The sequence below is a fragment of the Paraburkholderia lycopersici genome (genome assembly GCF_900096975.1).
In the GTDB taxonomy this organism is placed as follows: Bacteria; Pseudomonadota; Gammaproteobacteria; order Burkholderiales; family Burkholderiaceae; genus Paraburkholderia; species Paraburkholderia lycopersici.
The window spans coordinates 245,333-271,207 of sequence record NZ_FMYQ01000004.1; the positions used below are offsets into that span (position 1 = coordinate 245,333).

Annotated in this window: 29 protein-coding genes; 10 read left to right on the plus strand and 19 right to left on the minus strand. The window is 66.6% G+C overall.

Annotated elements, in window-relative coordinates; genetic code table 11:
- Window positions 1-113 precede the first annotated feature (113 nt).
- Together galU and katG are read left to right on the plus strand one after the other, a co-directional pair.
- Window positions 114-1,058 (plus strand): UTP--glucose-1-phosphate uridylyltransferase GalU, encoded by a 945-nt coding sequence (gene galU, locus BLU17_RS07170; RefSeq protein ID WP_091996018.1) that lies wholly within the window; start codon window positions 114-116, stop codon window positions 1,056-1,058.
- Between the two features lie 363 nt (window positions 1,059-1,421).
- A complete protein-coding gene (gene katG / locus BLU17_RS07175) occupies window positions 1,422-3,680 on the plus strand; it encodes a catalase/peroxidase HPI (protein WP_091996019.1) in 2,259 nt (752 codons plus the stop codon).
- A gap of 204 nt (window positions 3,681-3,884) precedes the next feature.
- On the opposite strand, the gene BLU17_RS07180 is transcribed toward katG, so the two are convergent.
- The 10 genes from BLU17_RS07180 to BLU17_RS07225 all read right to left on the minus strand — a co-directional run bounded on the left by BLU17_RS07180 (window position 3,885) and on the right by BLU17_RS07225 (window position 13,287).
- The gene (locus tag BLU17_RS07180) at window positions 3,885-4,646 is read right to left on the minus strand and encodes a CDP-diacylglycerol diphosphatase (protein ID WP_245746750.1); all 762 of its coding nucleotides are present in this window, start codon (window positions 4,644-4,646) and stop codon (window positions 3,885-3,887) included.
- 139 nt (window positions 4,647-4,785) lie between these two features.
- Window positions 4,786-5,091 carry a DUF6587 family protein gene (locus BLU17_RS07185; RefSeq protein ID WP_091996021.1) on the minus strand — a complete coding sequence of 102 codons (306 nt, stop codon included), beginning with the start codon at window positions 5,089-5,091 and terminating at the stop codon, window positions 4,786-4,788.
- The gene (gene feoB, locus BLU17_RS07190) at window positions 5,088-6,941 is read right to left on the minus strand and encodes a ferrous iron transporter B (RefSeq protein WP_091996022.1); all 1,854 of its coding nucleotides are present in this window, start codon (window positions 6,939-6,941) and stop codon (window positions 5,088-5,090) included. The genes BLU17_RS07185 and feoB overlap by 4 nt, the downstream gene beginning before the upstream one ends.
- Window positions 6,938-7,195 (minus strand): FeoA family protein, encoded by a 258-nt coding sequence (locus BLU17_RS07195; protein ID WP_091996023.1) that lies wholly within the window; start codon window positions 7,193-7,195, stop codon window positions 6,938-6,940. The genes feoB and BLU17_RS07195 overlap by 4 nt, the downstream gene beginning before the upstream one ends.
- Window positions 7,196-7,370: 175 nt before the next feature.
- Entirely contained in the window at window positions 7,371-8,825 is a 1,455-nt protein-coding gene (gene iaaH / locus BLU17_RS07200; RefSeq protein WP_091996024.1) for an indoleacetamide hydrolase, read from the minus strand.
- A 56-nt stretch (window positions 8,826-8,881) separates the two neighbouring features.
- Window positions 8,882-9,802 (minus strand): aminomethyltransferase, encoded by a 921-nt coding sequence (locus BLU17_RS07205; protein ID WP_091996025.1) that lies wholly within the window; start codon window positions 9,800-9,802, stop codon window positions 8,882-8,884.
- 64 nt (window positions 9,803-9,866) lie between these two features.
- A complete protein-coding gene (locus BLU17_RS07210; protein WP_091996026.1) occupies window positions 9,867-10,082 on the minus strand; it encodes a transcriptional regulator in 216 nt (71 codons plus the stop codon).
- 353 nt (window positions 10,083-10,435) lie between these two features.
- Window positions 10,436-11,107: an NADPH-dependent FMN reductase gene (locus tag BLU17_RS07215; protein ID WP_091996027.1), complete on the minus strand. Its 672-nt coding sequence runs from the start codon at window positions 11,105-11,107 to the stop codon at window positions 10,436-10,438.
- A 343-nt stretch (window positions 11,108-11,450) separates the two neighbouring features.
- Window positions 11,451-11,846, minus strand: coding sequence for a hypothetical protein (locus BLU17_RS07220; protein WP_245746751.1), 396 nt, complete (start codon window positions 11,844-11,846; stop codon window positions 11,451-11,453).
- A gap of 163 nt (window positions 11,847-12,009) precedes the next feature.
- Window positions 12,010-13,287 carry a cyanate transporter gene (locus BLU17_RS07225; protein ID WP_425434072.1) on the minus strand — a complete coding sequence of 426 codons (1,278 nt, stop codon included), beginning with the start codon at window positions 13,285-13,287 and terminating at the stop codon, window positions 12,010-12,012.
- Window positions 13,288-13,459: 172 nt separating this feature from the next.
- Between BLU17_RS07225 and BLU17_RS07230 the strand changes: the two genes are divergently transcribed.
- Complete coding sequence (locus BLU17_RS07230) at window positions 13,460-14,185, plus strand: GntR family transcriptional regulator (protein WP_091996029.1); 726 nt, start codon at window positions 13,460-13,462, stop codon at window positions 14,183-14,185.
- A 27-nt stretch (window positions 14,186-14,212) separates the two neighbouring features.
- Here BLU17_RS07230 and BLU17_RS07235 read toward each other — a convergent pair whose 3' ends face one another.
- Window positions 14,213-14,425 (minus strand): hypothetical protein, encoded by a 213-nt coding sequence (locus BLU17_RS07235; protein WP_091996030.1) that lies wholly within the window; start codon window positions 14,423-14,425, stop codon window positions 14,213-14,215.
- 374 nt (window positions 14,426-14,799) lie between these two features.
- Between BLU17_RS07235 and BLU17_RS07245 the strand changes: the two genes are divergently transcribed.
- From BLU17_RS07245 to BLU17_RS33040, 4 genes are all read left to right on the plus strand, one after another.
- Window positions 14,800-15,087 (plus strand): hypothetical protein, encoded by a 288-nt coding sequence (locus BLU17_RS07245; protein WP_091996032.1) that lies wholly within the window; start codon window positions 14,800-14,802, stop codon window positions 15,085-15,087.
- 90 nt (window positions 15,088-15,177) lie between these two features.
- Complete coding sequence (locus BLU17_RS07250) at window positions 15,178-15,372, plus strand: DUF1653 domain-containing protein (protein ID WP_091996033.1); 195 nt, start codon at window positions 15,178-15,180, stop codon at window positions 15,370-15,372.
- A gap of 45 nt (window positions 15,373-15,417) precedes the next feature.
- Complete coding sequence (locus BLU17_RS07255; protein WP_091996034.1) at window positions 15,418-15,612, plus strand: YqaE/Pmp3 family membrane protein; 195 nt, start codon at window positions 15,418-15,420, stop codon at window positions 15,610-15,612.
- 108 nt (window positions 15,613-15,720) lie between these two features.
- Window positions 15,721-16,077, plus strand: a complete 357-nt coding sequence (locus tag BLU17_RS33040; protein WP_176928948.1) for a hypothetical protein — start codon at window positions 15,721-15,723, stop codon at window positions 16,075-16,077.
- 164 nt (window positions 16,078-16,241) lie between these two features.
- Here the strand turns inward: BLU17_RS33040 and BLU17_RS07265 are convergent, their stop codons facing one another.
- Window positions 16,242-16,508 carry a DUF4148 domain-containing protein gene (locus tag BLU17_RS07265; protein WP_091996036.1) on the minus strand — a complete coding sequence of 89 codons (267 nt, stop codon included), beginning with the start codon at window positions 16,506-16,508 and terminating at the stop codon, window positions 16,242-16,244.
- Window positions 16,509-16,886: 378 nt separating this feature from the next.
- Here BLU17_RS07265 and BLU17_RS07270 point away from each other — a divergent pair, with 378 nt between their 5' ends.
- Window positions 16,887-17,177, plus strand: coding sequence for a DUF4148 domain-containing protein (locus BLU17_RS07270; protein ID WP_091996037.1), 291 nt, complete (start codon window positions 16,887-16,889; stop codon window positions 17,175-17,177).
- A 99-nt stretch (window positions 17,178-17,276) separates the two neighbouring features.
- Here the strand turns inward: BLU17_RS07270 and BLU17_RS07275 are convergent, their stop codons facing one another.
- The 3 genes from BLU17_RS07275 to BLU17_RS07285 form a co-directional block, all read right to left on the minus strand.
- The gene (locus tag BLU17_RS07275) at window positions 17,277-17,585 is read right to left on the minus strand and encodes a 2Fe-2S iron-sulfur cluster-binding protein (RefSeq protein ID WP_091996038.1); all 309 of its coding nucleotides are present in this window, start codon (window positions 17,583-17,585) and stop codon (window positions 17,277-17,279) included.
- Window positions 17,582-18,712, minus strand: a complete 1,131-nt coding sequence (locus tag BLU17_RS07280; RefSeq protein ID WP_091996039.1) for a VIT1/CCC1 transporter family protein — start codon at window positions 18,710-18,712, stop codon at window positions 17,582-17,584. Before BLU17_RS07280 ends, BLU17_RS07275 begins: the two co-directional genes overlap by 4 nt.
- A gap of 82 nt (window positions 18,713-18,794) precedes the next feature.
- Complete coding sequence (locus tag BLU17_RS07285; RefSeq protein ID WP_091996040.1) at window positions 18,795-20,711, minus strand: sigma-54-dependent Fis family transcriptional regulator; 1,917 nt, start codon at window positions 20,709-20,711, stop codon at window positions 18,795-18,797.
- Window positions 20,712-20,995: 284 nt separating this feature from the next.
- Between BLU17_RS07285 and BLU17_RS07290 the strand changes: the two genes are divergently transcribed.
- Together BLU17_RS07290 and BLU17_RS07295 are read left to right on the plus strand one after the other, a co-directional pair.
- On the plus strand, window positions 20,996-21,217 hold the full coding sequence (locus tag BLU17_RS07290; protein WP_091996041.1) for a DUF2964 family protein: 222 nt from the start codon (window positions 20,996-20,998) through the stop codon (window positions 21,215-21,217).
- A 359-nt stretch (window positions 21,218-21,576) separates the two neighbouring features.
- Window positions 21,577-21,870 carry a DUF1488 family protein gene (locus BLU17_RS07295; RefSeq protein ID WP_091996042.1) on the plus strand — a complete coding sequence of 98 codons (294 nt, stop codon included), beginning with the start codon at window positions 21,577-21,579 and terminating at the stop codon, window positions 21,868-21,870.
- A 113-nt stretch (window positions 21,871-21,983) separates the two neighbouring features.
- Here the strand turns inward: BLU17_RS07295 and BLU17_RS07300 are convergent, their stop codons facing one another.
- The 4 genes from BLU17_RS07300 to BLU17_RS07315 form a co-directional block, all read right to left on the minus strand.
- Window positions 21,984-22,517, minus strand: coding sequence for a cytochrome b (locus tag BLU17_RS07300; protein ID WP_091996043.1), 534 nt, complete (start codon window positions 22,515-22,517; stop codon window positions 21,984-21,986).
- A gap of 185 nt (window positions 22,518-22,702) precedes the next feature.
- Window positions 22,703-24,004, minus strand: coding sequence for an NCS2 family permease (locus BLU17_RS07305; RefSeq protein WP_091996044.1), 1,302 nt, complete (start codon window positions 24,002-24,004; stop codon window positions 22,703-22,705).
- A 320-nt stretch (window positions 24,005-24,324) separates the two neighbouring features.
- A complete protein-coding gene (locus tag BLU17_RS07310) occupies window positions 24,325-24,591 on the minus strand; it encodes a DUF4148 domain-containing protein (RefSeq protein WP_091996082.1) in 267 nt (88 codons plus the stop codon).
- Window positions 24,592-24,666: 75 nt separating this feature from the next.
- Window positions 24,667-25,713: an AraC family transcriptional regulator gene (locus BLU17_RS07315; RefSeq protein ID WP_091996045.1), complete on the minus strand. Its 1,047-nt coding sequence runs from the start codon at window positions 25,711-25,713 to the stop codon at window positions 24,667-24,669.
- Window positions 25,714-25,875 lie beyond the last annotated feature (162 nt).

Consider the following 25,875-nt stretch of genomic DNA (forward strand, 5'->3'; position numbering starts at 1 on the left):
GTTTTTCGGGGCAGACTTTTCGGGTCGAACCTTGTGGCGCGCTGCCGCCCAAAGGATCGCCGCGTGGGAATCCGGGGTCGGATACACATCCCGTTCGTCAAGGTGAGGTCATCATGCTTGGTGTTCGTAAAGCCGTATTCCCGGTGGCGGGGATCGATACGAGTTTTCTTCCGGCAACGAAGGCGAGTCCGAAGGAAATGCTGCCGGTGATCGACAAGCCGCTCATTCAATACGCCGTTGAGGAAGCGATCGGCGCGGGCATTACCGAGCTGATTTTCGTAACGGGCCGGGGAAAGCGCGTCATCGAAGATCATTTCGACAAATCCTACGAAGTCGAACAAGTACTGAAGGCGCGGGGCAAACAGGATCTCGTCGGGCTCGTGCAGAGCATCAAGCCCTCCCACGTCGAGTGCATCTACGTTCGGCAAGCCGAGCCCCTTGGTCTTGGTCATGCGGTGCTCTGCGCGGAAAAGCTCATTGGCGACGAGCCGTTCGCGGTCGTGCTCGCTGACGATCTGCTCGATGGAACGCCGCCGATCCTCGCGCAGATGGTGCATATATTCAGCCATTACGATTCGTCGGTTCTTGCTGTCGAGGAATTCGAATCATGCGAATCGACGAGTCACGGCGTAATCGATGGCCGCCACTGGGACGAGCGCGTCATCAGCGTGAGCCGCATTGTCGAGAAGCCGTCGCCGGAACTCGCGCCGTCCCGTTTCGGCGTTGCCGGACGTTATGTGCTCATGCCCAGCATCTTCGGACATTTGCGCTCGCTGAAACCGGACTTGAATGGCGAGATTCAATTGACGTCCGCGATTCATTTGATGCGCATGGAGGAACAGGTGCTGGCGTACGAGTTCGTGGGGAAGCGCTATGACTGCGGCACCAAGCTGGGTTACGTACAGGCGACCGTCGATTTCGCGCTGCGGCATGCGGAACTGCACGAAACGTTCGATGCGTGGTTGCGCGAGCGTCTGGGCGGCGCGCAACCGGCTGTCTGGACCACGGGCGAGGCGCTCAATCAGCCTGCTACCCCCGTGACCGGGCTGGCGCACTAGCGTCCTCGCGTGTCCTGGCGCCGTCGCGCGGCTGGCTGCGCAAACTCGCCGGAAGTTATCTGGCTTGTCGGCGGGCCGCCGCCAAAGTGCCGCGTTGTGGTATAGAACTCGTCTATCGATGGCATTGGCACAATCTCATTCAATGTCTTCCCGGTCTGCCATATATTGACGATGCGTCGTTCGCGCCTGCCTGAATGACGCATGTCTGCAAACTCCCGGCGTCCCGCGCCTGCGCCATCAGGAATACGCATAAAACGCAAAAGATGTGATCGCCGGTTCGCGTGGTCGGCAATATGAACGCCTTTTGCCTGCAAGCTTTCCGCGCACGATGTTCGTTCGCCATGTTCTCTCCCGGAGGTGCCTATGTCGACTGAAGCGAAGTGTCCGTTCAACCATGCCGCAGGCGGTGGCACCACGAACCGCGACTGGTGGCCGAAGCAGTTGCGGGTCGATTTGCTGAGCCAGCATTCCAGCAAATCCAATCCGCTCGACAAGGAGTTCGATTACGCCGAGGCCTTCAAACGCCTCGACCTCGCCGCCGTGAAGAAGGATCTCGCGGCGCTCATGACCGACTCGCAGGACTGGTGGCCTGCGGACTTCGGCCATTACGGCCCGCTGTTCATCCGCATGGCGTGGCACAGCGCCGGCACCTACCGCATCGGCGACGGCCGCGGCGGTGGCGGGCGCGGTCAGCAGCGTTTTGCGCCGCTCAACAGCTGGCCCGACAACGTGAGTCTCGACAAGGCCCGCCGTCTGCTGTGGCCCGTCAAGCAGAAGTACGGCCAGAATATTTCATGGGCCGACCTGCTGATCCTCGCCGGGAACGTTGCGCTAGAAACGATGGGCTTCAAGACCTTCGGTTTCGCGGGCGGCCGTGAGGACACGTGGGAACCGGATCAGGACGTTTACTGGGGCAACGAGAAAACCTGGCTGGGCGGCGACCTGCGCTACGGCAAGGGTGCGGCCGGTAACGACGACGAAGGCGTGATCGTTGCCGACGAAGATCTGCACGGCAGCGAACAGAGTCGAACGGACAGCGGGCGCAACCTGGAGAATCCGCTTGGCGCGGTGCAAATGGGGCTGATCTACGTGAACCCGGAAGGGCCGGACGGCAATCCCGATCCGCTTGCGGCGGCGCACGATATTCGGGATACGTTCGGCCGCATGGCGATGAACGACGAGGAAACCGTCGCGCTGATCGCAGGCGGTCATACTTTCGGCAAGACGCACGGCGCCGGTCCGGCCGACAACGTAGGCCCCGAACCCGAAGCTGCGGGCCTCGAAAACATGGGCCTTGGCTGGAAGAGCAGTTTTGGTAGCGGCATGGGCGGGGACACAATCACGAGCGGCCTGGAAGTGACCTGGACGAGCACGCCCACGCAGTGGGGCATGGGCTTCTTCCAGAACCTGTTCGGCCACGAATGGGAGCTGACCAGGAGCCCCGCAGGGGCGCACCAGTGGGTCGCGAAAGATGGTGGCGAGACCATACCGCACGCCCACGATCCGTCGAAGAAGCTGCGCCCGACGATGTTGACCACGGACCTCTCGCTGCGCTTCGATCCGGATTACGAAAGAATTTCGCGCCGGTTCATGGAGCATCCCGCCGAGTTCGCCGATGCCTTCGCGCGCGCATGGTTCAAGCTCACGCATCGCGACATGGGCCCGCGTGCGCGCTACCTCGGGCCGGAGGTGCCGAAAGAAGAACTGATCTGGCAAGACCCGATTCCGGCCGTCGATCATCCGCTCGTCAACGAGCAGGACATGGTGTCGCTCAAGCAGAAAATCGCGGCTTCGGGCTTGTCCGTTGGCGAGTTGGTGTCGACGGCATGGGCTTCTGCATCGACGTTTCGCGGGTCCGATAAACGCGGCGGCGCCAATGGCGCACGCATTCGCCTCGCGCCGCAGAAGGACTGGGCCGTCAATCAGCCCGGGCAGCTTGCGAAGGTGCTCGCGGTGCTCGAAGGCATTCAGTCGGAGTTCAACGGCGCGCAATCGGGCGGCAAGAAGGTGTCGCTGGCCGACCTGATCGTGCTGGCCGGCGGCGTGGGCATCGAGCAGGCGGCGCAGGAGGCCGGCCACAAGATCAGCGTGCCGTTCACGCCGGGCCGCATGGATGCTTCGCAGGAGCAGACAGATGTGGTTTCGACGGCAGTGCTCGAACCGCGTGCCGATGGCTTTCGCAATTATCTCCAGCGCAAGTTCCCGGCGTCGGCCGAAGCGCTGCTGATCGACAAGGCGCAACTGCTTACGCTCACCGCGCCGGAGATGACAGTGCTGATCGGCGGGTTGCGCGTGTTGGGCGTCGCGGCGGGCAAGGACACTCACGGCGTCTTCACCGATCGTCCAGGCGTGCTCACCAACGACTTCTTCCGCAATCTGCTCGACATGAGCACGCAATGGAAGCCGCTTTCCGATGCGAACGACGTGTTTCAGGGTAGCGACCGCAAGACGGGTACGCCGAAATGGACAGGCACCCGCGTGGATCTCGTATTCGGTTCGCATTCCCAACTGCGTGCGCTGAGCGAGGTGTACGCGAGCGACGATGCGCAGGAGAAGTTCGTGCGCGACTTCGTTGGCGCCTGGGTCAAGGTGATGAACCTCGATCGCTTCGATCTTTCCTGAGCGACCGTCCCCGCCCCGTCCAGACCCGATCTCGATGGGGCGGGACTCGCCCGGCCCGCCGTTTTTCTGCGGTACGGCGCGAAGACGGCGCAGGCAAGGAAGCAATTGGCCGTGGATAACGGCGCTGACCTCGCCGGTCGTTTCCTCAACCTGGTTCGCCGCCGGCTCGTGAGCGTCGCGCGCGAGGACGAGACAGCCTGATTCCTATTGCGAGGCGTTCTTCGCCCGCGCAAGGCTGCACGCGTGGTCTAGCAGACCTTCGGCGGTGCCCGTGCCGCCGTCCACGTCGAGCCCGCTGTTGACGACGAGCCAGCCGTCGCGCTGTGTATCGGGGCCTGCACCCGTTACGAGTATCGTCTGCGCGGCCATGCTCTGCTTCGGGCCAAGATCGCGCTCGACTACGCGAAACGGATTGTCGCGGCTCGACAGGCTCGTCACGCGCGTGACGCGGTAGCGCGAGCCGTCGAGCGTGGTCCAGCGCCATGCGCCCGGCGCGACGTCGCTGAACGCGGTTAGCGCGTTCGTGATGTCGGGGCGCAGGCAATCGACGTGGATGTGTAACTGGTTCTGCGTGCGGCGCTGCGAGGAATTGATCTCGAGGCCGAGCTGATTGCCGGCGAGTGGCACGCCGAGTTTCGCTTCCACGAGGTGCCCCGCTCCCCATGCGCCAACCCAGTATTCGGGCGCGCCGCCGTAGAGAATCTCGGGGCTCTCGATACCGGAGACGCGATCGGTCGGAATCAGCAGATACTGAGCGCGGCCGGCGATGTCCTTGAGCACGGCATAGCGCTTCTGGAAGTCGACCGTGGTGCATGGGCCGGGCTGCCCCTTGTCCCGCATGTTGGGCACGCACTGGCCGCCGACGACTTTCCAGAGACCATCGGAGTCGACTGCGGAGAGGCGCACGCAGGCGCCGGTGGCGGCGAGCGCAACGAGTGCCGCCGTGGCCAGAACGAGCCGGGACATCCGCATGAAAGGGGCAACGCGCAAGGATCGCATCGGCGCAAAGTGTCTGAGTGGGTTCGATGAAACGCGCCGCAGCGCGACGTTGCGCGCAGTGTAGCGTACCGACCGTGACAGCCGCTTGCTCGACGCTGCGGCCGGGCTACTTGCTGCGGCGCGGATGAAACCTGACCGGCTGCGTGCTCGAAGCGCCGGTTGGCGCAGGCGGTGGCCCGCATGTGCCGCACGTGCCGCAACCGTCGCCGCAATCGCCGCTCGCGCCCCTGGGCTGCACGAAGCGCCCAAGGCGTTGCGCGAACCCCCCGCGCTGCGGGCGCAGCAGCGTGGCGGCCAGCGCGGCCTGGGCGCGCGTCGCCGTTTTCGGCGCGAGCTTGCGCAGCGCATGGACGAGGCTCGCGGCCACGACCGTCGCGATCACCGCATATTGCGCAACGAGTCCGGCGCTCATACGAAGTGCCTCGCGATCTGGTACGTGACGAACGACGCCGCGTAGGCCACGACGAACATGTAGCCGAATGAAATCACGACCGCGCGCCACGAGCGCGTTTCGCGGCGAATCACGGCAAGCGTGGACATGCATTGCGGCGCGAACGCGAACCACACCATCAGCGAGAGCGCGCTCGCGAGCGAGAAGTTCTGCGCGAGCGTGTGGCCGAGCGCGGCGATGTCGGTGTCGCCGCCCGCCACCGAGTAGACCGTTGCGAGCGCAGCGACCGCCGTTTCGCGCGCGGCGAATGCGGGGATCAGCGAAAGGCTCATCTGCCAGTTGAAGCCGAGAGGTGCGAATGGCACCTGCAGCGCGCGGCCGAGGTAGCCGGCGATGGAGTAGTCGATGGCGGGCAGCGTCGCGCCTTGCGGCGGCGACGGGAACGTGGAGATGAACCACATCAGCACCGTGAGCGCGAGGATGATGCCCGTGAGGCGCTTGAGGAAGATTGCGCCGCGCTCCCACAGCCCGATGGCGACGTCGCGTGCGCGCGGCAGGCGGTACGAGGGCAGTTCCATGAGCAACGCATGCTCGCGGCGGTCGCGACGCAGCTTCTTCATGACCCAGCCCACGGCCATCGCGCCCAGAATGCCGGCCGCGTAGAGCGCGAAAAGCACGAGCCCCTGCAGATTGAACACGCCGAAGATCGTCCGGTGCGGAATGAACGCGCCGATCAACAACGCATACACAGGCAGGCGCGCCGAGCACGTCATGAGTGGCGCGACGAGGATCGTGGCCAGCCGGTCGCGCGGATCGGAGATGCTGCGCGTGCCCATCACGCCCGGAATCGCGCACGCGAAGCTCGAGAGCAGCGGAATGAACGAGCGCCCCGTGAGGCCCACGGCCACCATCATGCGGTCGAGCAGGAAGGCCGCGCGCGGCAGATATCCCGACTCCTCCAGCACGAGGATGAAAAAGAACAGCACGAGAATCTCGGGCAAGAAGCCGAGCACCGTGCCTACGCCGCCGAACAGCGCGTCGGTGACGAGGCCGCGCAGCGGGCCGTCGGGCAGCGCCGCGCCGGCGAGCGCGCCAAGCCAGCCGAAGCCGTCGCCGATGGCGTCGGTGAGCGGCTTGCCGAGCGAGTACACGGCCTGGAACACGAGAAACATCACGAACGCAAGAATCAGCGGACCAATCACAGGGTGCAGCGCGAAGCGGTCGATGGCGTCGTCGCGCGCGTCGGTGGCGCGTGGCATCGTCACGGCGCTCGCCAGGATCTCGCGCACGGTGCCGTGCAGATCGCCGCCGGCCGCCGCGCGGCTCGTCCCCGCCCGCAGCGCTTCAGCGCTCGTGCGGTCGATCAGCTCGATGAGCGCCTGTGCGCCGCCGCGCCGCACGGCCACGGTCTCGACCACGGGCATGCCGAGCCGGCGCGAAAGCTCGGCGACGTTCACTTCGATGCCGCGGCGCTTCGCGGCGTCCATCATGTTGAGCGCGAGGACGATCGGCCGACCCATGCGCTGTACTTCGAGCACGAAGCGCAGGTGCAGCCGCAGATTCGTCGCGTCCGCCACGCAGACGATCAGATCCGGCGCGGCCTCGCCCGGATAGCGGCCGCGCAGCACGTCGTGCGTCACGCGCTCGTCGGGGCTCGTCGATTCGAGACTGTAGGCGCCGGGCAAATCGAGCAGCCGTACCCTGCGGCCCGAGGGCGTGGCGAAACGCCCTTCCTTGCGCTCGACAGTCACGCCCGCGTAGTTGGCGACCTTCTGGCGCGCGCCGGTCAGCAGGTTGAAGAGCGCAGTCTTGCCGCAGTTAGGATTGCCGACGAGTGCGACGCGAAGCGGGGCAACGGGAGTCTGGCTCATTGCACCGAATCTCCGGCCGCCGCCAGCTTGACGCTTACCCGCTGCGCTTCCGCGCGGCGCAATGCAAAGCGGGTCGAGCCGATTTGCACGAGCAGCGGGTCGGCGCTCCAGGGTGCGCGCGCAACCACGCGCACGGGCTCGCCGGGAACGAAGCCGAGATCGCGCAAGCGTTGCGCGATCGGGTCGGGCACATGAATATCCTCGACGCGCTCCACGAGGGCGGTCGTTCCTTTGGACAGGTCGGTCAGACGCATAGAGTGGGGACGGCTTGCAACAGATGAGAACTGTTCTCATTGTAGCGGCGCGTCAGGGCGCGTGGCGACAAATGTGCTTTCAGCGGCATGACGCAGGTCGGCAACCGGCCGCCGACAGGGGAACGCGGCGGAAAGTGCGCGTATTTGTCACAGACGGCAGCGCTTTTCCGTCCCCTCAAATTTCGGGCGCGGGCAGTGTGCCAAGAATCTCCTCGAACGCCAGCCCTATTGCGAGCAGTCTGCGGTCGCCGCCGGCCGGCCCGTCGATTTCCAGCCCGACAGGCAGCCGCCCGTCGATCAAACCCGCCGGCAGCGCGAGGCCCGGAATGCCGGCGTTGCTCGCGGGATCGGTGTTGCGCAGATACGCCTCCATCTCGTCGATCGGGGTCGCGCCGTCAATCGAGACGCGAGACGAGCCGTTCATCTCGTCGATCGGTACGGCGGCGAGCCGCGTCGTGGGAAAGATCAGCGCGTCGAGGCCGCCGGCCGAGAAGGTTTGTGCATACAGTTGTTGCAGACGCGGGCGCCACACCGTCATCGCGCTCTGGTAGTCGCCGCCGCGTGCGTCGGCGAGCACCGCGTCGTAGGCGGCGCGCACGTCGGGGCTCGCAATGCGCGTGGCGACGTCGGCCACGCTTTGCACGGGCGCGCGATTCGCGACGAGCCACGCTTGTAGATCGTCGATCGGCTCATGCAATGCGATCGCGTAGCTCACCCGGTCGTTGAGCGCGAGCAGTTCGCCCATCTCGACCGGCACGAGCGTCACGCCCGCGGCTTCGAGCTTCGCGAGCGCGGCGCGCGCCACGTCTTCGAGCGCCGCTTCGAGTCCTTCCCAGAGCGGCGCGGGCAGGCCGATGCGCAGATTCGTCACGGCGGCCTGCGCGAGCGGCCCGTGCCCGGTGATGACGGCGTCGAGCAGCGCGACATCGGCGACGGTGCGCGCCATCGGCCCGACCGTGTCGCGCGTGTGGCTGATCGGCACGACGGCGTGCGGGTCGTGATAGCGACGCTGCGTGCCGCCGTCGCCCACGCTCGGGCGCATGCCGACGATGCCGCTCAGCGCGGCGGGAATGCGCGTGGAGCCGCCGGTGTCGGTACCGAGTCCGGCGGGCGCGATGCGCGCCGCGATGGCGGCGGCCGTGCCGCCCGACGAGCCGCCGGGAATTCGTTCGGGATCCCAGGGATTACGCACCGGGCCCGCGTGCGGCGCGAGGTTCGTGCTCGTAATGCCGAATGCGAGTTCGTGCATGTTGGCTTTGCCGAGCAAGATCGCACCGGCGTCGACGAGGCGCTGCACCGAAGGCGCATGGCGCGCGGGAATGAAGCCTTCGAGCGCGGGCGTACCCGCGGAGGTCTGCAGTCCGCGCGTATTGATGTTGTCCTTCACGACGACGGGCAGCCCCGCGAGCGGCAGACGCGCTCGCTCGTTCGCGCCGAGCGCGTCGATGCGCTGCGCGGCGGCGAGCGCGCCTTCCACGTCGAGCACGGTGAGCGCATTGAGGTTGGACAGCGCCTGCGCACGCGCAAGCAGCGTGGCGACATAGTCGGCGGCTTCGAGCTGCCCCGTGCGGATGGCTTCGACGGCTTGCGTCGCGCTCAGTTCCAGTTGCTGGTCGACAGTCCAGGTCATGCAGCCTTCTCCTTGCGGCCGTGGGCGATGCGCGCGCCGCATTGCCGCCTGTTGCGCTACTTCTTCATGAAGCGCAGTGCGAAGCGCGCGAGCGCGGGCACGAGCGTGGGGCGCAGCAGGCGCGCGTCGTAGCCGCTCATGCGCTCCTCGTTCTCTTTGAGGCAGAGCTCGATCATCTCGCGCGGCTTGAGCGAATTGCCCAGCACCTCGCGGTTCGCGGGCAGGAAATTCGAGTCGTGGGCAACGCCGTTCGCGTCAATGCCGCGCGCGATCGCGAGCCGCTCCCACACCAGCATGAACCAGATGGCGGCAACGCGCACCGAGTGCCACGGTCTGCGCCACCACGGCATGGTCTTGCGATACCACGCGACCCAGTTGACGAAAAAGAGGATGTGGCGCGCCTCTTCCTGGATCACCGGCTCGAAGGTCTCGACGAGGTCCTGCGGAAAGAAACCCGAGCGCTGCGCCGAACGAAACAGCCCGAATGCGAAGAAGCTGTCGATGCACTCGCTATAGCCGGTGAACATCCACGCCCATTCCACTTTCCTGGGCGGCGGATACACGGGTTCAGGCGCAAGTTCGATGCCATAGGCGCGCACGAGATGCGAAAGCACGACCTTGTGGCGCGCTTCCTCGGCGGCATCCATTTCGATCGCCTCGCGCAGCAGCGGGTCGTTCACGGTTTGCGCGTAAGTCTGCACGCGGATCGATGCGCGGCCTTCGGTCTGCACGGCGATGTCCCAGATCGGCAGCGACGTGAGGCGCCTGAGCGCGTCGGGCTCGAGCCTCGGCCAGTCGAGCACGGCGGGGCGGTACGGATCGTGGGTGTCGAGCAGCATCCGGCAGAACATCTTGCGGTGTTCGTCCGATCCGATGCTGATGGGCCCTGGCGTGTCGTGAGTCCAGCGGCGCAGCGCGGCATCCTGGTCGGAGACGAAGGCTGCGCCTTCGTCCGGATGCGTCAGGGTTTCGGACATGGAGCGTAGGAGGCGAAGAGGGTATGACTCCTATTCTGTCACAGTCGTAAGGAAGTCTGCGCCGTCACGCGCAGCGGCGCTGCTGGCCGATCCACATGCGCGCCCAGCGGCAGGCGTAGGCGAGCGCGTGCCTTTCCTCGAAGAAATAATCGAGCTCGTCGAACGAATGCTGCGCGCCCGGCTGCGTGCCGATCGTCAGATTGGCGGCAAAGAGGCCGTTGGGGAGCCGCTGTGCGCTGGGTGCGACGAAGTAGCCCTTGTAGCGTAATGGTGTGTTCATGGCCGCATTTCCTGCTGACTACCGCTGATTTCCTGCCGGGTTTGCGTTCTGGGCACTCCGCTCCGGCATGTGGCGCGTTTGCCGGCACCGATCAGCGTATGGGCCGCCGTGTGCCGACGGAACCGATGACTCGTCGCAAGCAAATCACGTGCGGCCTGGAACGGCCAGCAGGATGATCCGGATGAGGCGGGCTGGAATCCGGCTTCAATGTGGACTGGGCCGCGCGCGGCGTCTGTGGGATGGCGCACGTGGCACGCGCCGCGCGGCGCGTTCAATGTGGGCTGGGGAACGTTTGCCGCACCGCATTCGCTCGGCGGCGCGCGCGGTGGGCAAGGGGGAGATGAGGCAGCGGGTCAGACGGTGAGGCTCAGGTGCTTTTCGGTGAGTGATGCATTCGCGGTCTGCGTGCCGTTCACGGCGCTCTCCGACGGCGCAGCGTGCTGGCCGCCGAAGGCGAGTGCGAACTGCGCCGCCTGGCGGCCGACCGTGGCGAGCTGTTCGGCGACTTTCGCGTCGGAGCACTGCTGCGCGCTTTCGAAGCGCGTTTCGAGCGTGTTGATGCCCGCGCCAAACGGCGTCGGCCAGCCGCGCAGCGCATGCACGATCGAGCGCAGCGAAGTCAGCACCGAGCCCGCGGCCTGCCAGCCGTAGGCCGTGACGATGCAGCCCACGGCGCGGCCGTCCAGATACGGGCGGTCGTCGGCGCGCAGTTCTTCGAGCGTGTCGAGCGCGTTCTTCACGAGCCCGGAAACGCCGCCGTGATAGCCGGGCGTCGCGATGATGACGGCATCGGCCGCGCGCACGGCTTCGATCAGTTCGAGCTGGGCATCGGTGCGCGTGGATGCTTCGGGGGCGTAGTGCGGCAGCGTGTGCAGGAACGTGCCGCCGAACAGTTGCGTGCGCGCGCCGGCTTGCTCGGCGCCGCGCAGCGCGAAGCCGAGCGCGCGCTCGGTCGACGAAGCGGCGCGCGTCGTGCCGCCGATGCCGACCACCAGCGGGCGGCGTTGCGAATCGGAAATGCTCAAAGGTGCTCCCTGAAAAGCGAAGGGACGCCGTGCGGGCGCCCTCGAAAACGTAGCCTGGAAGCCGTCATATTAGAGAGCGCGCCGAGCCGCGCGAAACGACTTTTTGTTCTAACGATATACCGGCGACGCGACGTTAAGCCGCGTCATGCACCCCGATATGGATATGCGAAACCGTTGGTTGGATACGCGGCGGGGCATGGATAAGATGAACCCGTCTCCTCTATGACATCTCCTTGACATGGGATTCGGCCCCGCACCTCTCCGGTGACGGGGCTGTTTTTTTTGGGGAGGCGGGATGAGACGGGGGCGCGCTCCTGGCGCCGAGGCGGCATGTGGGCGCCGCTTAGTGCGCGAGCGGTTGTATTTGCGCGCGCGCGGCCGGTACGCGGTAGCTCACCTGGAGCACGTTGCCATCGGGGCCGATTTGCGGCGGGATGACGGGCGTGCGGCCCGTGCCTGGCGCGGCGCGCGCGGGCGAACCCGCGCCGCCCGGCGCGGCGGGCAGGGTGGGGGTGGGCGCGCGCACTGCCGGTTCGGCGATCTTGCGTGGCGTGAGGCGGTCGGCGGAAGCTAGCTTGTGCTTCGCGCCATGATGCGTCTGCGCCTTCTTTGCGGCGCTGTTCGCGCGAGTGCCCGGCGTTCGTGCCTCGGGCGGATTCCAGATCTCGATGTAGTGTTCCCCGGCGAGCGCGGTGGACGCGAGGACGCACAGCAAGGTCCCCGTGATGAAGAATCGCACGTCGTGTTCTCCGTTTCGATGTACAGGCCCGGGTGGCGCACGCTGCGCGGCGCGAAGCCGGCAGGCACGCCTGAACGGCGGCTCAAGCCCGGCGCGGCGGCCGGGCGGCACGGATGGCCGGCTGCACGCACTGTACATTCATACAGGCACTTATGCAAACGTTTCACGACCCGCCGTGGGCAATGTGTTGCATGTGCGCGCCGAGCCAGCGCCCGTAGCTGCGCGGCGAGAACGCGAGGGAAAGCACGATCATCGCGCTGATCGAAACGGCGAGCATGATCCACGCGCCCGAGAAGCCGCCGGTCAGGTCGCGCACGCGTCCGGCCACGACCGGCGCAAGCGCCGCGATCACGAAACCCAGGCCCTGCACGAAGGCGACGAGGCGCGCGGCCACGCCATGGTCCGCCGAATGGTCGAGCGCCGTGACGAGCGTGACCGAGAACGTGCCGCCGAGTCCCGCGCCCGCTGCCGCGACCCACAGGAGCGGCGCGGCTTCGGGCCGCGCGGCGAGGCCGATCACGCCCACGAGCTGGGCGCACAGGCCAAGGACGAGCCACGGGCGCCGATCGGAGAAGGACGCCGCCGCGAGCGGCAGAAGCAGGGCGGCGGTGGCCTGAAACGCGGTCATCGCCGCGAGCAGCGAGCCGCTCGCTTCGACGCTCGCGCCATGCTGCTGATAGTAGGCGGGCAGCCAGGCGACGAGGCTTGTATAGCCGCCGTTGACGAGTCCGAAATGCAGACCGAGCGTCCATGCCCGGCGCTTGCGCCAGACCGGCACGGCTGCCGCTTTGGCGTGACGGTCGGCGAGCGCGGTGGAGGACTGCGGCGCGCCTTGGCTTTTCGAGCTGCCGAATATGCCGTTCAATGCGCCCCAGATGCCGAGCGCCGCAAGCGCGGGCAGCGTCCAGACCGCAAGCCCCGCATGCCATGACCCGCCGATGCGCGCGATCCACGGACTCAGGCTCGCACCGAGTCCGCCGCCGCCCATGATCGATGCCGAGAACAGGCCCATGGCGAGCGGCACACGCGCGGCGAAGCGCTGCTTCATGACCGCGGGCAGCAGCGCCTGAATGGCCGCGACGCCTGCGCCGGCCGCAGCCGCCGTGAGCATGAGCGCGCCGCCGCTGGCGGCGAACGCGCGGGCCGCGCATGCGGCGGCGATCGCGACGAGCCCGAGCGCGACGCCGCGCGTTTCGCCGAGCCTGCGCGCGAGCAGGCCGGTGCCGAATGCGCCGAGGCCCATCGCGAGGACAGGGAGACTCGTGAGCATCGAAGCGCCGTAGAAGCTGAGGCCGGTGGCGCCGCGAATCGTCGTCATGAGCGGGCTGATCGAGGTGAGCAGCGGGCGCAGGTTCAGGCCGATCACGACAATGGCCGCGTACCACGCGAGCACGCTGGCCGTCTCGCCTGTGGAGAGGATGGTGGTGTTTTGAGGGTTCAATCCGGTCAACCTTTACTGGTCGATATAGTTGACCACTATACGCTTATATTGTTAACAATTTATCCTTGGGCAGCTATGTCCGGCATGGTTGATCGAGCATGGTCGCGGATGGGTATCACCCGGCGATGCCGCTCGCTACAATGCGACCTGAACCCAGCTAGCGCGCTTTCCCATGGCTCGATCCTCCCGTTCCGCCCCGCTCCGCGACGCCGACGAACCGTCCGACGTCGAAGCGCATCTCTATGCATCGATTTCTTCCGCGCTGCTGGCGGGCAAGCTCGCGCCGGGGCAGCAGCTCGTCGAGCGCGAGCTAGCTGCCGCGTTCGGCTGCACGCGCGGCGCGTTGCGCAAGGTGCTGGCGCGGCTGGGCTTCGAAGGCAAGCTCGTGCTCGAGCCCAATCGCGGCGCGTTCGTGCCGTCGCCTTCCGAGGACGACATACGCGCGGTGTATCGCGCGCGTCAGGTGGCCGAAGCGGGTGTGATGGCGAGCCTCTGCGGCACGCTCGACGCCACCATGCGGCGCAGGCTTTCAGCGCACGTGCGCAGCGAGAAAAAAGCCCTGCGTGAAGGTCGCGTGGACGAGGCCGTGCGCCTCGCTGGGCAGTTCCATTTGCTGCTGACCGGGCAGGCGGGTGGCGCGGCGCTGGTGGAAGCGCTCGCGCAACTGGTCGCGAAAACGGAGCTCTACAAGGCGTTGTTCGATCCGTCGAAGGCGTCGATGTGCGCGCCCGACGAACACGCGCAGATCATCGAGGCGCTCGAGGCCGGCGACCTGGCAGCGGCGCTTTCCACAATGCGCGCGCATCTGGCCGAGCTCGAGGAGCGGGTGGTGCAGCAGGCGCGTTTGCGCGCAGGCAGCGATCTCAAGACGGTGTTCGCGGATCTCGCGAACGGCTGAATGCGTACCGTGAGCCGGATGGACGCGTCAGTGCTGCTCGACGCGCCGGCGCAGTTCCTTCGAAGCCGCGAGCGGAATACGTGCATCGTCCCACGTGGCGAGCCATTCGATCTCTTTCGAGGCGAACACCTGGCCATGATTGCGCAGCGCGTACTGCAATGAATCGATGACGTGATTGCGAATGATTTCGGGCGTATGCGGGTCGTCGAGGACGATGCGCAAGGCTTCGAGCGTGGCCATTGCGTGGCTCCGGCGAGTGTGGCGACTGAACGGTTATCGCACGACAAAAAAGCGTCTGCCACGCGAGAAAAAATCCGCCGCGATTGCGCGGCTCAGCGGTGCGTGCGTTTGAAGATTGCGTACTGGGCGATGGCCTTCGCGAGCGGCGCGCCGCTCGCGCACGCGTTGCGCGTACGCTGCAACCGCCGGCCATTGCGAAACATCGATGCGGCACACTCGCGAGATAGGCGTCCGCCACGCTGAATTCGTCGAGCAGGAATCTGCGCGACTCGAGGTGCTGCGCGTATTCGATGGGGCGCTCCGCTGGTATTTGCCCGCGCACGACACGGCGCGCGGCTGCCTGCCGATCGGCACAGCGGCGGTGGCGGCCGTGAATGACGAGGCCGTGCGCGAGTGCTTCGCTTGCAGGCCTGCGCGCATTTGACAAGGCGTTCGAGCAGCGTCTGCGTGCGGCTGTCGCGCGGGGCGAACTGCCGGCGCAAGCCAATGCGTCGACGCTGGCGCGCCTCGCCTCCGCGCTCTTGCACAGCATGGCGTTGCGGGCGAGGGCCGGCGATTCGCGCGCCTCGCTGCGCGCCATGGCGGCCGCGGGCATTGCGCTGATCTGCGGCGAAGCGCCGGCTCAAAGCGCGCCAGGCGCCCTGCGGCGGCGCGCGAAGTGACGCGAATCCTGAAGGAGCCGGCGCACCTATCCCTTGTTACACTGGCGCGGTCGCGCAACGAAGGCTTGCGCACTCGAAGAGGGGAACACGATGGTGCGCTATCGGCACTACAAAGGCGGCATCTACGAACTGATATGCGAGGCGACGCTCGAGGCGGATCCCTCTGTCACGATGATCGTGTATCGTGCCGCGAACGGCACGATATGGACGCGACCCTCGACGGTGTTCTTCGAGCTCGTCGAGCATGAAGGCGCGCTCGTGCCGCGCTTTGCGCCCGTCAACTGATCTTGATCCACGCTCCTTTTTCACGCTTTAGAGGTCTCGCTGAAGATGCGTCTACTGATTGCGCTCGTCTTGCCCTGGCTGCTGTTCTTCACCATCGGGCGGCCCATTGCGGGCATCGTCTGCCTGATCTTGCAGGTCACGCTGATTGGCTGGATTCCGGCTGCGATCTGGGCGGTTTATTCGCTGAGCCAGTACAAGACCGATCGCAAAATCGAAGAAGCGATGGGGCGACGCGGCTAAAAGCGCGCGAGCGCGCGTGTTTTACCGTTACAGCCGTAATCCAGGCTCACACTTCAACAAGAACTTAACGCCGATTCTTCTTTCTTACATTTGGAAGGGAGGTCTGCAATGATCAAGTTCATTCTCACGGTGGGCGTCATCGCGCTCCTCGCCGGGTGTGCGGTGGCCCCCGGTTATGGCTACGGCTACGGCTACGGCGGCTATGACCAGCCATATTCCACCGGTTACTACGGCTACGGGCCCGCCTATGGGCCGGCCTACGGAAGCGTCAACATCGGCGTCTGGGGTGGTGGCGGCGACCATCATGGCGGCGACTGGCACGGGGGCGGCCACGATCAGCATGGCGGCAACTGGCACGGTGGCGGCCATGGCGGGCCGTGGGGTCCGCCCGGCGGCGGACATGGCGGCGGGCATGGCGGGGGCCATGGCGGCGGAGGCCACGGTGGAGGTCACGGCGGCCGCTGATGCCGCCGCGTCGACCGCCGTCCGCGCGACTACCGGGGTGCGGTAATGACCTGCCGCGCGTCGGAAAACGAGGTTCCAGAATGCATCAGGCCCGCCACTCTTTCGAGGGCGGGCCTGATGCTTTGCAACGAGAACCCGGCTTCCAGGCCGGGGTGTCGCGCAACTTACTGGCTCGACTGCGACGTTCCGTTCGTCGAGGGGCCGTAGGCCGTGGCGGCCTTCTGCGCTTCGACCTTGGCTTCAGCGGCCTGAATGTTTTCCGGGTAGTGCATCCAGTCGTTCGGGTCGTAGCCGGCGGCGCGCAGTTGCGCGAGTTCCGCGCGGACCTCGGCGCGCGTCACCGGTTGTTGCTGGGTTTGTACCTGGGCAAACGACGCAGCCGGCACGGCGACGATGGCGGCAACGACGGCAGCCTTGAGAAGCGACTTCATGACTTAACCTCCGACTTATTTTGTGAAGGGCCGTCGCATCTGCGCAGCCCATTTTACAAATCTATGCCATCGGAAGATAAGGGTAAATACTTAGAGAACGAATTCAGTATTCTCCTGGCGACAACAATCGGATTCGAAATCGTCTGAAGTATTGCGGCGCCTGAACGGAGGCGGGGCTGAATCCGGCCCTACAAAATTGCCCGATTATTGCGAAATCTGTAACTCGAAATCATCGGAATCAGCCTGTATCCGCTTGACCCACTTGCCTAAAATCCACTCACTGCCAGCCGTTGCGGCAAATCGCAGCGAGCGGGCCGGGCATAAAAGGGCGCGGACGGTCGTTGCGCGTCGAGCCGAATAATTCCGGAGGTTGTCATCATGAAGTCGCTTGTCAAGGCTGTCGCTCTTACCGTTGCTCTGGCCGCCCCGCTGGCCGCTTTTGCTCAAGCCGATCAGGGCTTGACGCGCGAGCAGGTGCGCGAGCAGCTCGTCGAATTCCAGCAAACCAGCCGCAACCAGGCGGCCGGCGGCGCCCACGCGAATGCGCCCGTCGTACAGACCGATGGCTCGTTCGGCGGCGTGAGCAGTTCGTCGTCGGCTTCGGGTGGCCGTTATGTGTCGGAAGCGGCCCGCACAGGCCCGCAATCGGTGTACTTCGGCGGCCAGTAAGCCCCGGTTGACGTCATTGACGCAAAACGGCCCGCGACGCGAAGTCGCGGGCCGTTTTGCGTGTTCAGGGTATTCGGACTTACAAGCCTCGACTGAGCGTCACATCTCTTCCGCATCCGGCACGTCAAGCACGAGATCGGTGCGCGCGACGGCCACGCAGGTCAGCACATAGCCCTCGGCTTTTTCCTCGCGGCTCAATCCGGGCCATTCGATCGTGAAGCTCACCTCGCCGCTCGTCACGCGGCACAGGCACGTCCGGCACGTGCCGTTGCGGCACATGCGCGGCAGGCGGATGCCCGCGAAGGCCGCCGCTTCGAGCAAGGTCAGTTCGGGCGGCGATTCGAAGCTGCGTCCAAGCGGCTCCACGCGCACGAGCGGCACATGGCCCTTCGTGGATTCGTCGCTCATGAAATCGAAACCCCCAGCAGCCGCCCCGCGCCCGCAGTGAACGCGGCGGCGGCGAGCCCGATCACGATCTGCCGGAACGCCGAGAACGTTGCGCTGCGCCCGTTGAAGAGCGACGTGAATACGCCCACCAGGGCGAGTCCGAAGGCGCTCAGCGCGACCGACTGCACGATCGCGGATAGACCCTGCGCCCACAGGAACGCGGCCGTCGGAAACGCCGCGCCGAGCGAGAACAGGCAGAACGACACCGCGGCCGCCGACCACGGACTGCCGCCGAGTGCCTTCGGATCGATGCCGAGTTCCTCGCGCGCGAGCGTGTCGAGCGCCTCGTTCTTGTTGTCCATGATCTGGGCGGCGACCCGGCGCGCTTCGTCGGCTTCGATGCCCTTTGCCTGATAGATGAGCGCGAGTTCGTGGCGCTCGGCGTCGGGCGTGTGCTCGAGTTCGTCGGCTTCTTTCGCCAGCTGCGTGCGCGCAAGCTCGCGCGCGTTGGTCACCGAGAGCCATTCGCCCAGCGCCATCGAGCATGCGCCTGCCACGAGGCCCGCAAGCCCGGTGAGCAAGATCGCGCGATTGGCGCTGCCCGCACCGGCCACGCCCATGATCAGGCAGAAGTTCGACACGAGCCCGTCGTTCGCGCCGAGCACGGCCGCGCGCAAGTCGTTGCCCGCGGTCGCGCCCCTGTGCCACGATTCGGCGGCGGCGATCTGCTCGCCGCGGCTCTTCCCGGTCTCGCGCCTGTTCGCGGCGATCTCCTGCACGATGGCCGCGTGCTGCTGCTCCTGCGCGGAGAGCCGTTCCGCGCCGGGTTCGCGCGCGTAGCGGTCGCGGTCGGCGTACTCGGCGGCGGCGACCGTGGGCAGCACGAGCGAAGGGCCGAAGGTGCGCGTGAGCGTTTGCAGAAGGCGCGTCTTCGCGCTGCGCCGGTGCCGCCGCACCTCGACGCCGTTGGCTGCGAGCTTGTCGCGCCAAACCTCGGCGTGCTCGCGCTCGGACGCCGCGAGTTCAGCGAAGATGCGGCGGCGCTCGTCGTCCTTTTCGGCGGCGGAGAGCGTGTCGTAGACGGCGGCGCTGTCGAGTTCGTCTGCGAGGTTGCGGCGGAAGCGTTTTATTTCCTGGACTGAGGCCATGGCGCGTGGATGGAAAGCGTTCCGCCAAGCTTACCCTGGCGCCGTCCCGGTCTGAACGCGCCTTGACCGTTCGCCGATGCGCTCAGCCGCGCCGGCGCAGATGACGGTAGACCGTGTTGCGGGCGAGTCCCAGTTCGCGTGCGGCCGCAGAGACGTTGCCTCGATGGCGCGCGAGCGTGTCTTCGATGAGCCGCGACTGCAATACGGCCAGGGGCGCGGGTTCGCGCTGCGCCTTGCTGTCGCCCGGGGGGGCGCAATCGTGCACGAGGTCTTCGGGCAGATGTGCGACGTCGATGGCGTCCTCGCCTTCGGCCATGATCGCCGCGGTGCGCAACGTGCTCGCGAGTTGACGCAGATTGCCCGGCCAGCGGCAGCGCGCGAAGCACGCCTCGACGGCCGGCGTGAGGCGCGCGGGCGCGCCCGGCACCTCGCGCCGCACGATATCGAGCATGCGGGCGACGAGCGCCGCGAGATCGGTGCGCTCGGCCAGCGCCGGCAGCGTGACGACGAGGCCGTTGATGCGGTAGTAAAGATCCTCGCGGAACGTGCCTTCGGCGATCATCGCGCGCAAGTCTCGGTGCGTGGCGCAGACGATGCGCAGATCCACCGGCACCGCGCGCGTGCCGCCGAGCGGCACCACGGCGCGTTCCTGTAGCACACGCATGAGCCGCACCTGCTGCGCGAGCGGCATGTCGCCGATCTCGTCGAGAAAGAGCGTGCCGCCATGCGCCTGAGCGATCTTGCCCGTGCTGCCGCGGCGCTTCGCGCCCGTGAACGCGCCGTCCTCATAGCCGAAGAGTTCGGCTTCGATCAGCGTGTCGGGCAATGCGGCGCAGTTGAGCGCGACGAACGGTCCGTCGCTACGCGGCGAGTCGTGATGAAGCGCCCGCGCGAGCCATTCCTTGCCGGTGCCGGTGCGGCCGAGCACGAGCACGGGAATGTCGCGGCCGCGTACGCGCGCCACGCGCTGCAGGGCGGCGGCGAGGCGCGCGTCGCCGGTGTCGAGATCGGCGAGCGTGGGTTGCGGCGCGGTGTCCGCGGCGGCGTTGGGCGCTTTCGCCTGGCTGGCCGCATGCGCGGACACCGCGCGGGACGTTGCGGGCGGCGCGGATCGCGCGAGCGGCGCCGCACCGGGCGTGGCGCGCGCGATTACGCGCACGCCGCTCGGCAGCGCGAGCGTGAGCGGCTCGCCGGGGGCGTGCATGAGCCGCTGCATGAACGTCGCGAACGGTTGGCCGAAGAGCGCGGCGAAGTCGCGCTGCTGCAGGTCCGCGAGCGGCGCGCCGAACTGGAACAGGGCGCTGCGGTTCGCGCAAAGCAGCGTACCGTCGGCTGCGAAGGCCGCCAATCCTTCGTACAACGTACCGATGAACTCCGCGCGCGCATGAAACTGGAGCCGGATGGCTTCCGCGAATTCGGTGCCGAACAGATGGTTCTCGATCATCTGCGCCGACATGCGCACGAGCGCGAGCGTGTGCTTGTGAAAGCCGCGCGACTCGCCGCTCACGTCGAGTGCGCCGAGCGTGCGTCCGTACGGGTCGGCGATCGGCGCGCACGAGCAGGTGAGGATGTGATTGGCGCGCAGAAAGTGCTCGCCGGCGTGCACCGTGGTCGGCTGGTGGTCGACGAGCGCCGTACCGATCGCGTTCGTGCCGCGATGCTGCTCGGCCCACGAAACGCCGGGCCGCAGCGCCACGCGCTGCGCTTTCTCGACGAAGTCGCTGTCGCCGAGGCTGTGGAGGATCACGCCGTTGCGGTCGGTGAGCAGCACCATGCTCTGGGTGTCGACGATCTGCGCGTGCAGCGCGTCCATCACGGGCCTCGCCTGGTGGTAGAGCGTGCGGTTCGCGTCGATGAGCTCGCGCAGGTCCACGGCGGCCAGGGCGCCGAATTCGGGTGTCTCGGTGGTGCGCAGTCCGAGTGCGCGCGAGCGCGCGTGCGCGTGCGCAATCATGTCCGCGCGGGCCGCGTCGTGCGGCGTAACGGGGCGTCGGGTCACTCGTGTCTCCAGTCATTATGGGCACTATGCTGCGGCGCAACACGACGGTGCGCGGACTGTGCCTTGAATGGTCCATGGTACAGGATATGCCGCCGCTGCCAATCGGAACGAAGCAGGTGCGCTGAAGCCAGGCTCGAATGAGGGCGGCATACGACGCTGGCGATGCGTATCAAATGCGCCTTGCATTTGTTCGCGCCGGTGCCAGGATGAAAGCGAGGGCGCATTCGCGTCGCGCCCTCCGGCGGCGGCAGGCGCGCCGCCCGCTCCGAAACGGAGAGTGCCTCATGGTGCAAGGCGAATTGAGGATCGTGGTGGCGGTGCTCGCCACGTTCGTCGCGCTCTTTGGCCTCGGGGATGCCATTGATGGATTGATCTTCGACGAGAACAACGTCGTGCTGTCCGGAATGGTGACCGCGGCCATCGGGATCGTCGCGTTCGTGGTGATGCTGACCCTGCACCCCAAAGACCTCGAACACCTCGATCAGCACCGGCATCGCGAATCCTGACGCGCCCTTGCGGCGCGCGTGTTGCGATGCGGCATCCGGCGCAGCGCGTCGGCGCACGGCCGGGAGGGCGTTCGTGTGCGCAACGGCACACGTGCCTGCTGCATCCGCGAGAAAAACGGGCGAGGTCGGAAGCGCCGGAAAAAAACCGCTCCCGAGCGCTATTTCAGTCGTGTGACAACGCGGAGCTTGCGGGCCGCGCGAAGTCGTCTAAAGTGAATCCAATCAACCGCCGAAAACATATCGTTCCTGGCGGCTGACCTTGATCCGCGCAAGCCGGCCCGGAGGTTCTCTGCCCTATGCCGGGGCAGCCCGGGGCGGGCGGAGCGCGGCCCTTTCACCATCCACCCAAGGCGACTCCCATGCAGATCATGTTTCCGAACGAGGCGCCCGAATATTCGGGCCCCGACCTGACCTTGGCGTTTCCGGCGATGATCGATGGAGAGAGGGTGGAATGTACGATCACGGCGGCAGCGCTGGAAGACCACTTCGGCGCGGCCTCGCCGCGCGCCGAAGACATGCTGAACGCCTTCGACCACCACCGCGACCGCATCGAAGCCTGTGCGCGCCGGTTGCTTTCCGAAACGCGTGCGCAGTGTCTCGTGCTCCGCAGCGGCTACGTGCGCTTCGTGCAGGCCCACGGCAACGCGTCGTAGCGTCGTAGATGCAAGGCGCCCGCGCGTCGCGGGCGCCTTTCTGTTTCGTCAGATCCGCTTCTTGCCGCGCCTTTGGGCGCGGCTTTCGTTTAGCGCGCAGGCGAGGGCTGTGCTCAGACCATGCGGCGCAGCGTGTTGTCGCGAAACACGACGTGATGCCCGATTGCCGCGAGCGCATGCAGCCCGATGACCCAATAGAACAGGTTGCCGATCAACTCATGCGCGTCCTTGATGAACTTGCGCGCGACCGGATCCGGGCCCACCAGCGTGATCTGCAGATCGATTCCCGTGAGCGTGACCGGATGCCCGCCCGTGTTGACCGTCAGAATGCCGAGGAGCGGCTGCACGAAGATGAACAGGTAAAGCGCGAGATGCACGAGGCGCGAGAGAAACGAGAGCAACGCGTTCGAGTCGATGTCCGCGGGCGCGCCATGCCAGAGACGCCATAGCAGCCGCGGCACGGCCAGCGTGAGTACCAGCGAGCCCGCCCAGAAGTGCACGTTGCTCCAGAATACGCGGCTGTCCGTGCCCTTGGGGCCGCGCACTTCAATGGCGAGATAGGCGAGCGCGACGAGCAGAAAAATCGCCCAGTGAAAGAAGATCGCGGGCTTCGCGTAGCGTTCGGTTGCGGCGGGATAAGTTGCCACGAGGCGGCTCCTTGGTGCGGGGATCCTGGAAAATTTTCCTATGATAAGGAGGGCGCGCGAAGCCGTGCAGCAATGCGGCCGCGGAGTTTGATCTGCACCGGAACCCGCGCCTGCCGATGGCGCGGATTGCCACATGTGATGCCGCTATGCGTGCTGGCGGCACGAGACGAGGTTCACCTGTTTCCCTACGCGTTGCCGAGATAGAAGAACCGGAACAGGAACACGGCCGCGATGATCCACACGATCAGCTTCACGTCGCGCAGCCGGCCCGTGAGCAGCTTCAGCCCCGCATACGAGATGAAGCCGAACGCGACGCCGTTGGCGATCGAGTAAGTGAACGGCATGGCGAGCGCCGTGAGCGCGGCCGGCACGACTTCGGTGGCGTCGTCCCAGGGCAGATCGGCGAGTTCGCGCAGCATCAGGCACGAGACGTAGAGCAGCGCGGGCGCCGTGGCGTAGCCCGGCACCACGCCCGCGAGCGGTGCGACGAACAGGCACGCGAGGAACAGCACGGCCACGGTGAGCGCGGTCATGCCGGTGCGGCCGCCGGCCTGCACGCCCGAGGCGCTTTCGATGTACGCCGTCGTCGACGACGTGCCGAGAATCGAGCCGGCGAGAATCGCGCTGCTGTCGGCGAGCAGCGCGCGGTTCAGGCGGTGCATCTTGCCGTGCACGAGCAGGCCCGCGCGGTTCGCCACGCCCATCAACGTGCCGGTCGCGTCGAACAGTTCGACGAGGAAGAACACCAGCACCACGTTGAGCACGCCCGTCGAGAGCGCCGCCTTGATGTCGAGTTGCGCGAACGTCGGCGCGATCGAGGGCGGCGCGGAGAACACGCCGTGGAACTGGTTGCCGCCGAAGAAGAACGAGAGAATCGTGACGCCCACGATGCCGATCAGGATCGCGCCGCGGACTTTCAGCACGTCGAGCGTGACGATCGCGAAGAAGCCGACGATGGCGAGGATCGTATGCGGATCGTGCAGGTTGCCGAGTTCGACGAGCGTGGCCGGGCTGCCGACGATCACGCCCGAAGTCTTGAGCGAGATGATGGCGAGAAAGAGGCCGATACCCGCGGTGATCGACACGCGGATCGAATGCGGAATGCCGTTGACGATGGCCTCGCGCACGCGCAGCAGCGTGACGACGAAGAACAGGCACCCGGAGATGAACACCGCGCCGAGCGCGGCTTGCCATGTAAAGCCCATGCCCTTCACGACGGTGTAGGCGAAGTACGCGTTCAGGCCCATGCCGGGCGCGAGCGCGATCGGATAGTTCGCGTAGAGGCCCATGACGAGCGAGGCGAGCGCCGCGACGAGGCAGGTGGCGACGAACACGCTTTCTTTCGGCATGCCGGCGTCGCCGAGAATGGCCGGGTTCACGAAGATGATGTAGGCCATCGTGAGGAAAGTGGTGAAGCCGGCGAGCAGTTCGGTGCGCAGGTTGGTGCCTGCTTCTTCGAAACCGAAATAGCGTTTGATGGCGTCCATGAGGATCGGGCCCTTGAGAGTCGAGCGGGTTGTTCGCTGCTTGTTTGTTGTGCGGAATCGGCGCAGGCAGGCCCGCGACGCTGCGCGCGCGGACGCCGTAGCGCGGGGCTACGGGCGCGATTGTAAACAATTGTCCGGCGAGCGCTGAAAAGCTGTCGTGAGCGTGGAACGGGTACAACAGCGCCCGCGCCGGCCGCGAGCGGGCAGGCGGCGCGCGCCGCGAATGGCGGTCTTCGTCTGGACGCACGGGGTACAGCACGGGGCGGGCGCCGGGCCTGCGTTGCACGGCGCCGCGCGAAAGGAGGGTTGTGTTGGGACGGTTACTGGGTCATCTGGGCGCCGGAAGCGCCAACCCCGGCGCGCGCCGCGCGCCGTTGCGCGACGATTGCGCCTGCACGTTGAGCGTTTTCGGGGTAGTCGATCCAGTCGAGCGGATCGTAGCCCGCCTGGCGCCATTCGATCAGGTCGGCGCGGACCTGGGCTCGCGTGAGCGGCGTGGAGGCGGTGTACGGTTGGGCCAGCGCCGCAGCCGACGCGAAGCAGCACGCTGCGGCGACGCCGAGCGCTACACGCGGAAGGGGGTTCATGGCAAGGCCTTTCATATCAGGGATATCCCTGAAAGTATAGGCGCTATCCCGATAACCGAAAGATGTGGATCGAAGTCATCCGTCGCTGCCGCGCCCAGGTGGGGCGCGGAAGTCGGTCGGGCGCTGACCGGTCCATTTGCGGAACGCGCGATGGAACGCGCTAGGCTCTGCGAACCCGACAGCCGCCGCGACATCGGCGACCGGGCGGCCGGGATCGCGCAGCGCGGCGATGGCGAGGTCGCGCCGCAATTCGTCCTTGATCGACTGGCAACTGTGGCCTTCCTGGCTCAGGCGCCGGCGCAGCGTGGCCGGCGCGACGTTGAGCTGATGCGCGATGGCGTCGGCGTCGGGCCACGCGGTGGCGGGGAGCGCGCGCAGCGCCCTTCGCACGCGCGCCGCGAACGAGCCAGGGTTACGGTACTTCACGACGAAGTTGCCCGGCGCGTTGCGCAGGAACGTCCGCGCCGAGCTGGCGGTCTGCATCACGGGCAGATCGAGGAAGCCGGGCGCGACTTCGAAGTACGTGGCGGGCTGCTCGAACATCATGTCGTCGCAGAACATCAACTGGTATTCGTGCGCGGCCCCCGGTTGCGGACAGCGAAAGCGCGCCGCCAGAAGCGGAATGCGCCGCCCCACGAGCCAGCAGACGAGCCCGTAGACGAGGATGAACCAGGTGGCGTAAGCGAACATCGTGGGCGTGGGCTTGCCCGCGCGGTGCGTGAGCGTGACGCGCACGCGCAGGGCGTCGATGTCGACGTCCCCGGCCAGATCGTCGAGCACGAGCCGCATGAAATGGACGGCGCGCTGCAACGCCTGACGCCCCGTGCTTGCGCCGAGCGCCGAGTGCGTCATGGCGATGAAGCTGCCGGTTTTCATCGCGTGCGAGTCCTGGCCGAAGAATTCGTCGTCGAGCGCACGCGCGATACCTGACCACAAAACGCCATATTGCGCCGCGCTCACGCGGGCGTGCGGTGCGAGCAGCGTGGCCGGCGCGATGCCTGCGGCTGCGGCGAGCGGCGCGATTTCCAGCCCGCCCGCGCGCGCGCGAGCGAGCGTCTCGTTGACGAGGCTCATCGAGATCGTGCCTTTTTCGCTCAGTGCATGGGTTCGGGTCGATTGCATGATGTTGCTTCTCTGTGGAGGGGTGGCGACCGATATGGTAAATCCGATCAGAGACTTTGAGCGTGGCGGGCATCGAATACGCCCGCCCGCATGCCTACACTTTTCGCAAGCCTTGCAGCCGGGGCCGCATCGCGCCACAGTGGATGAATGCAGCGCCGTGCG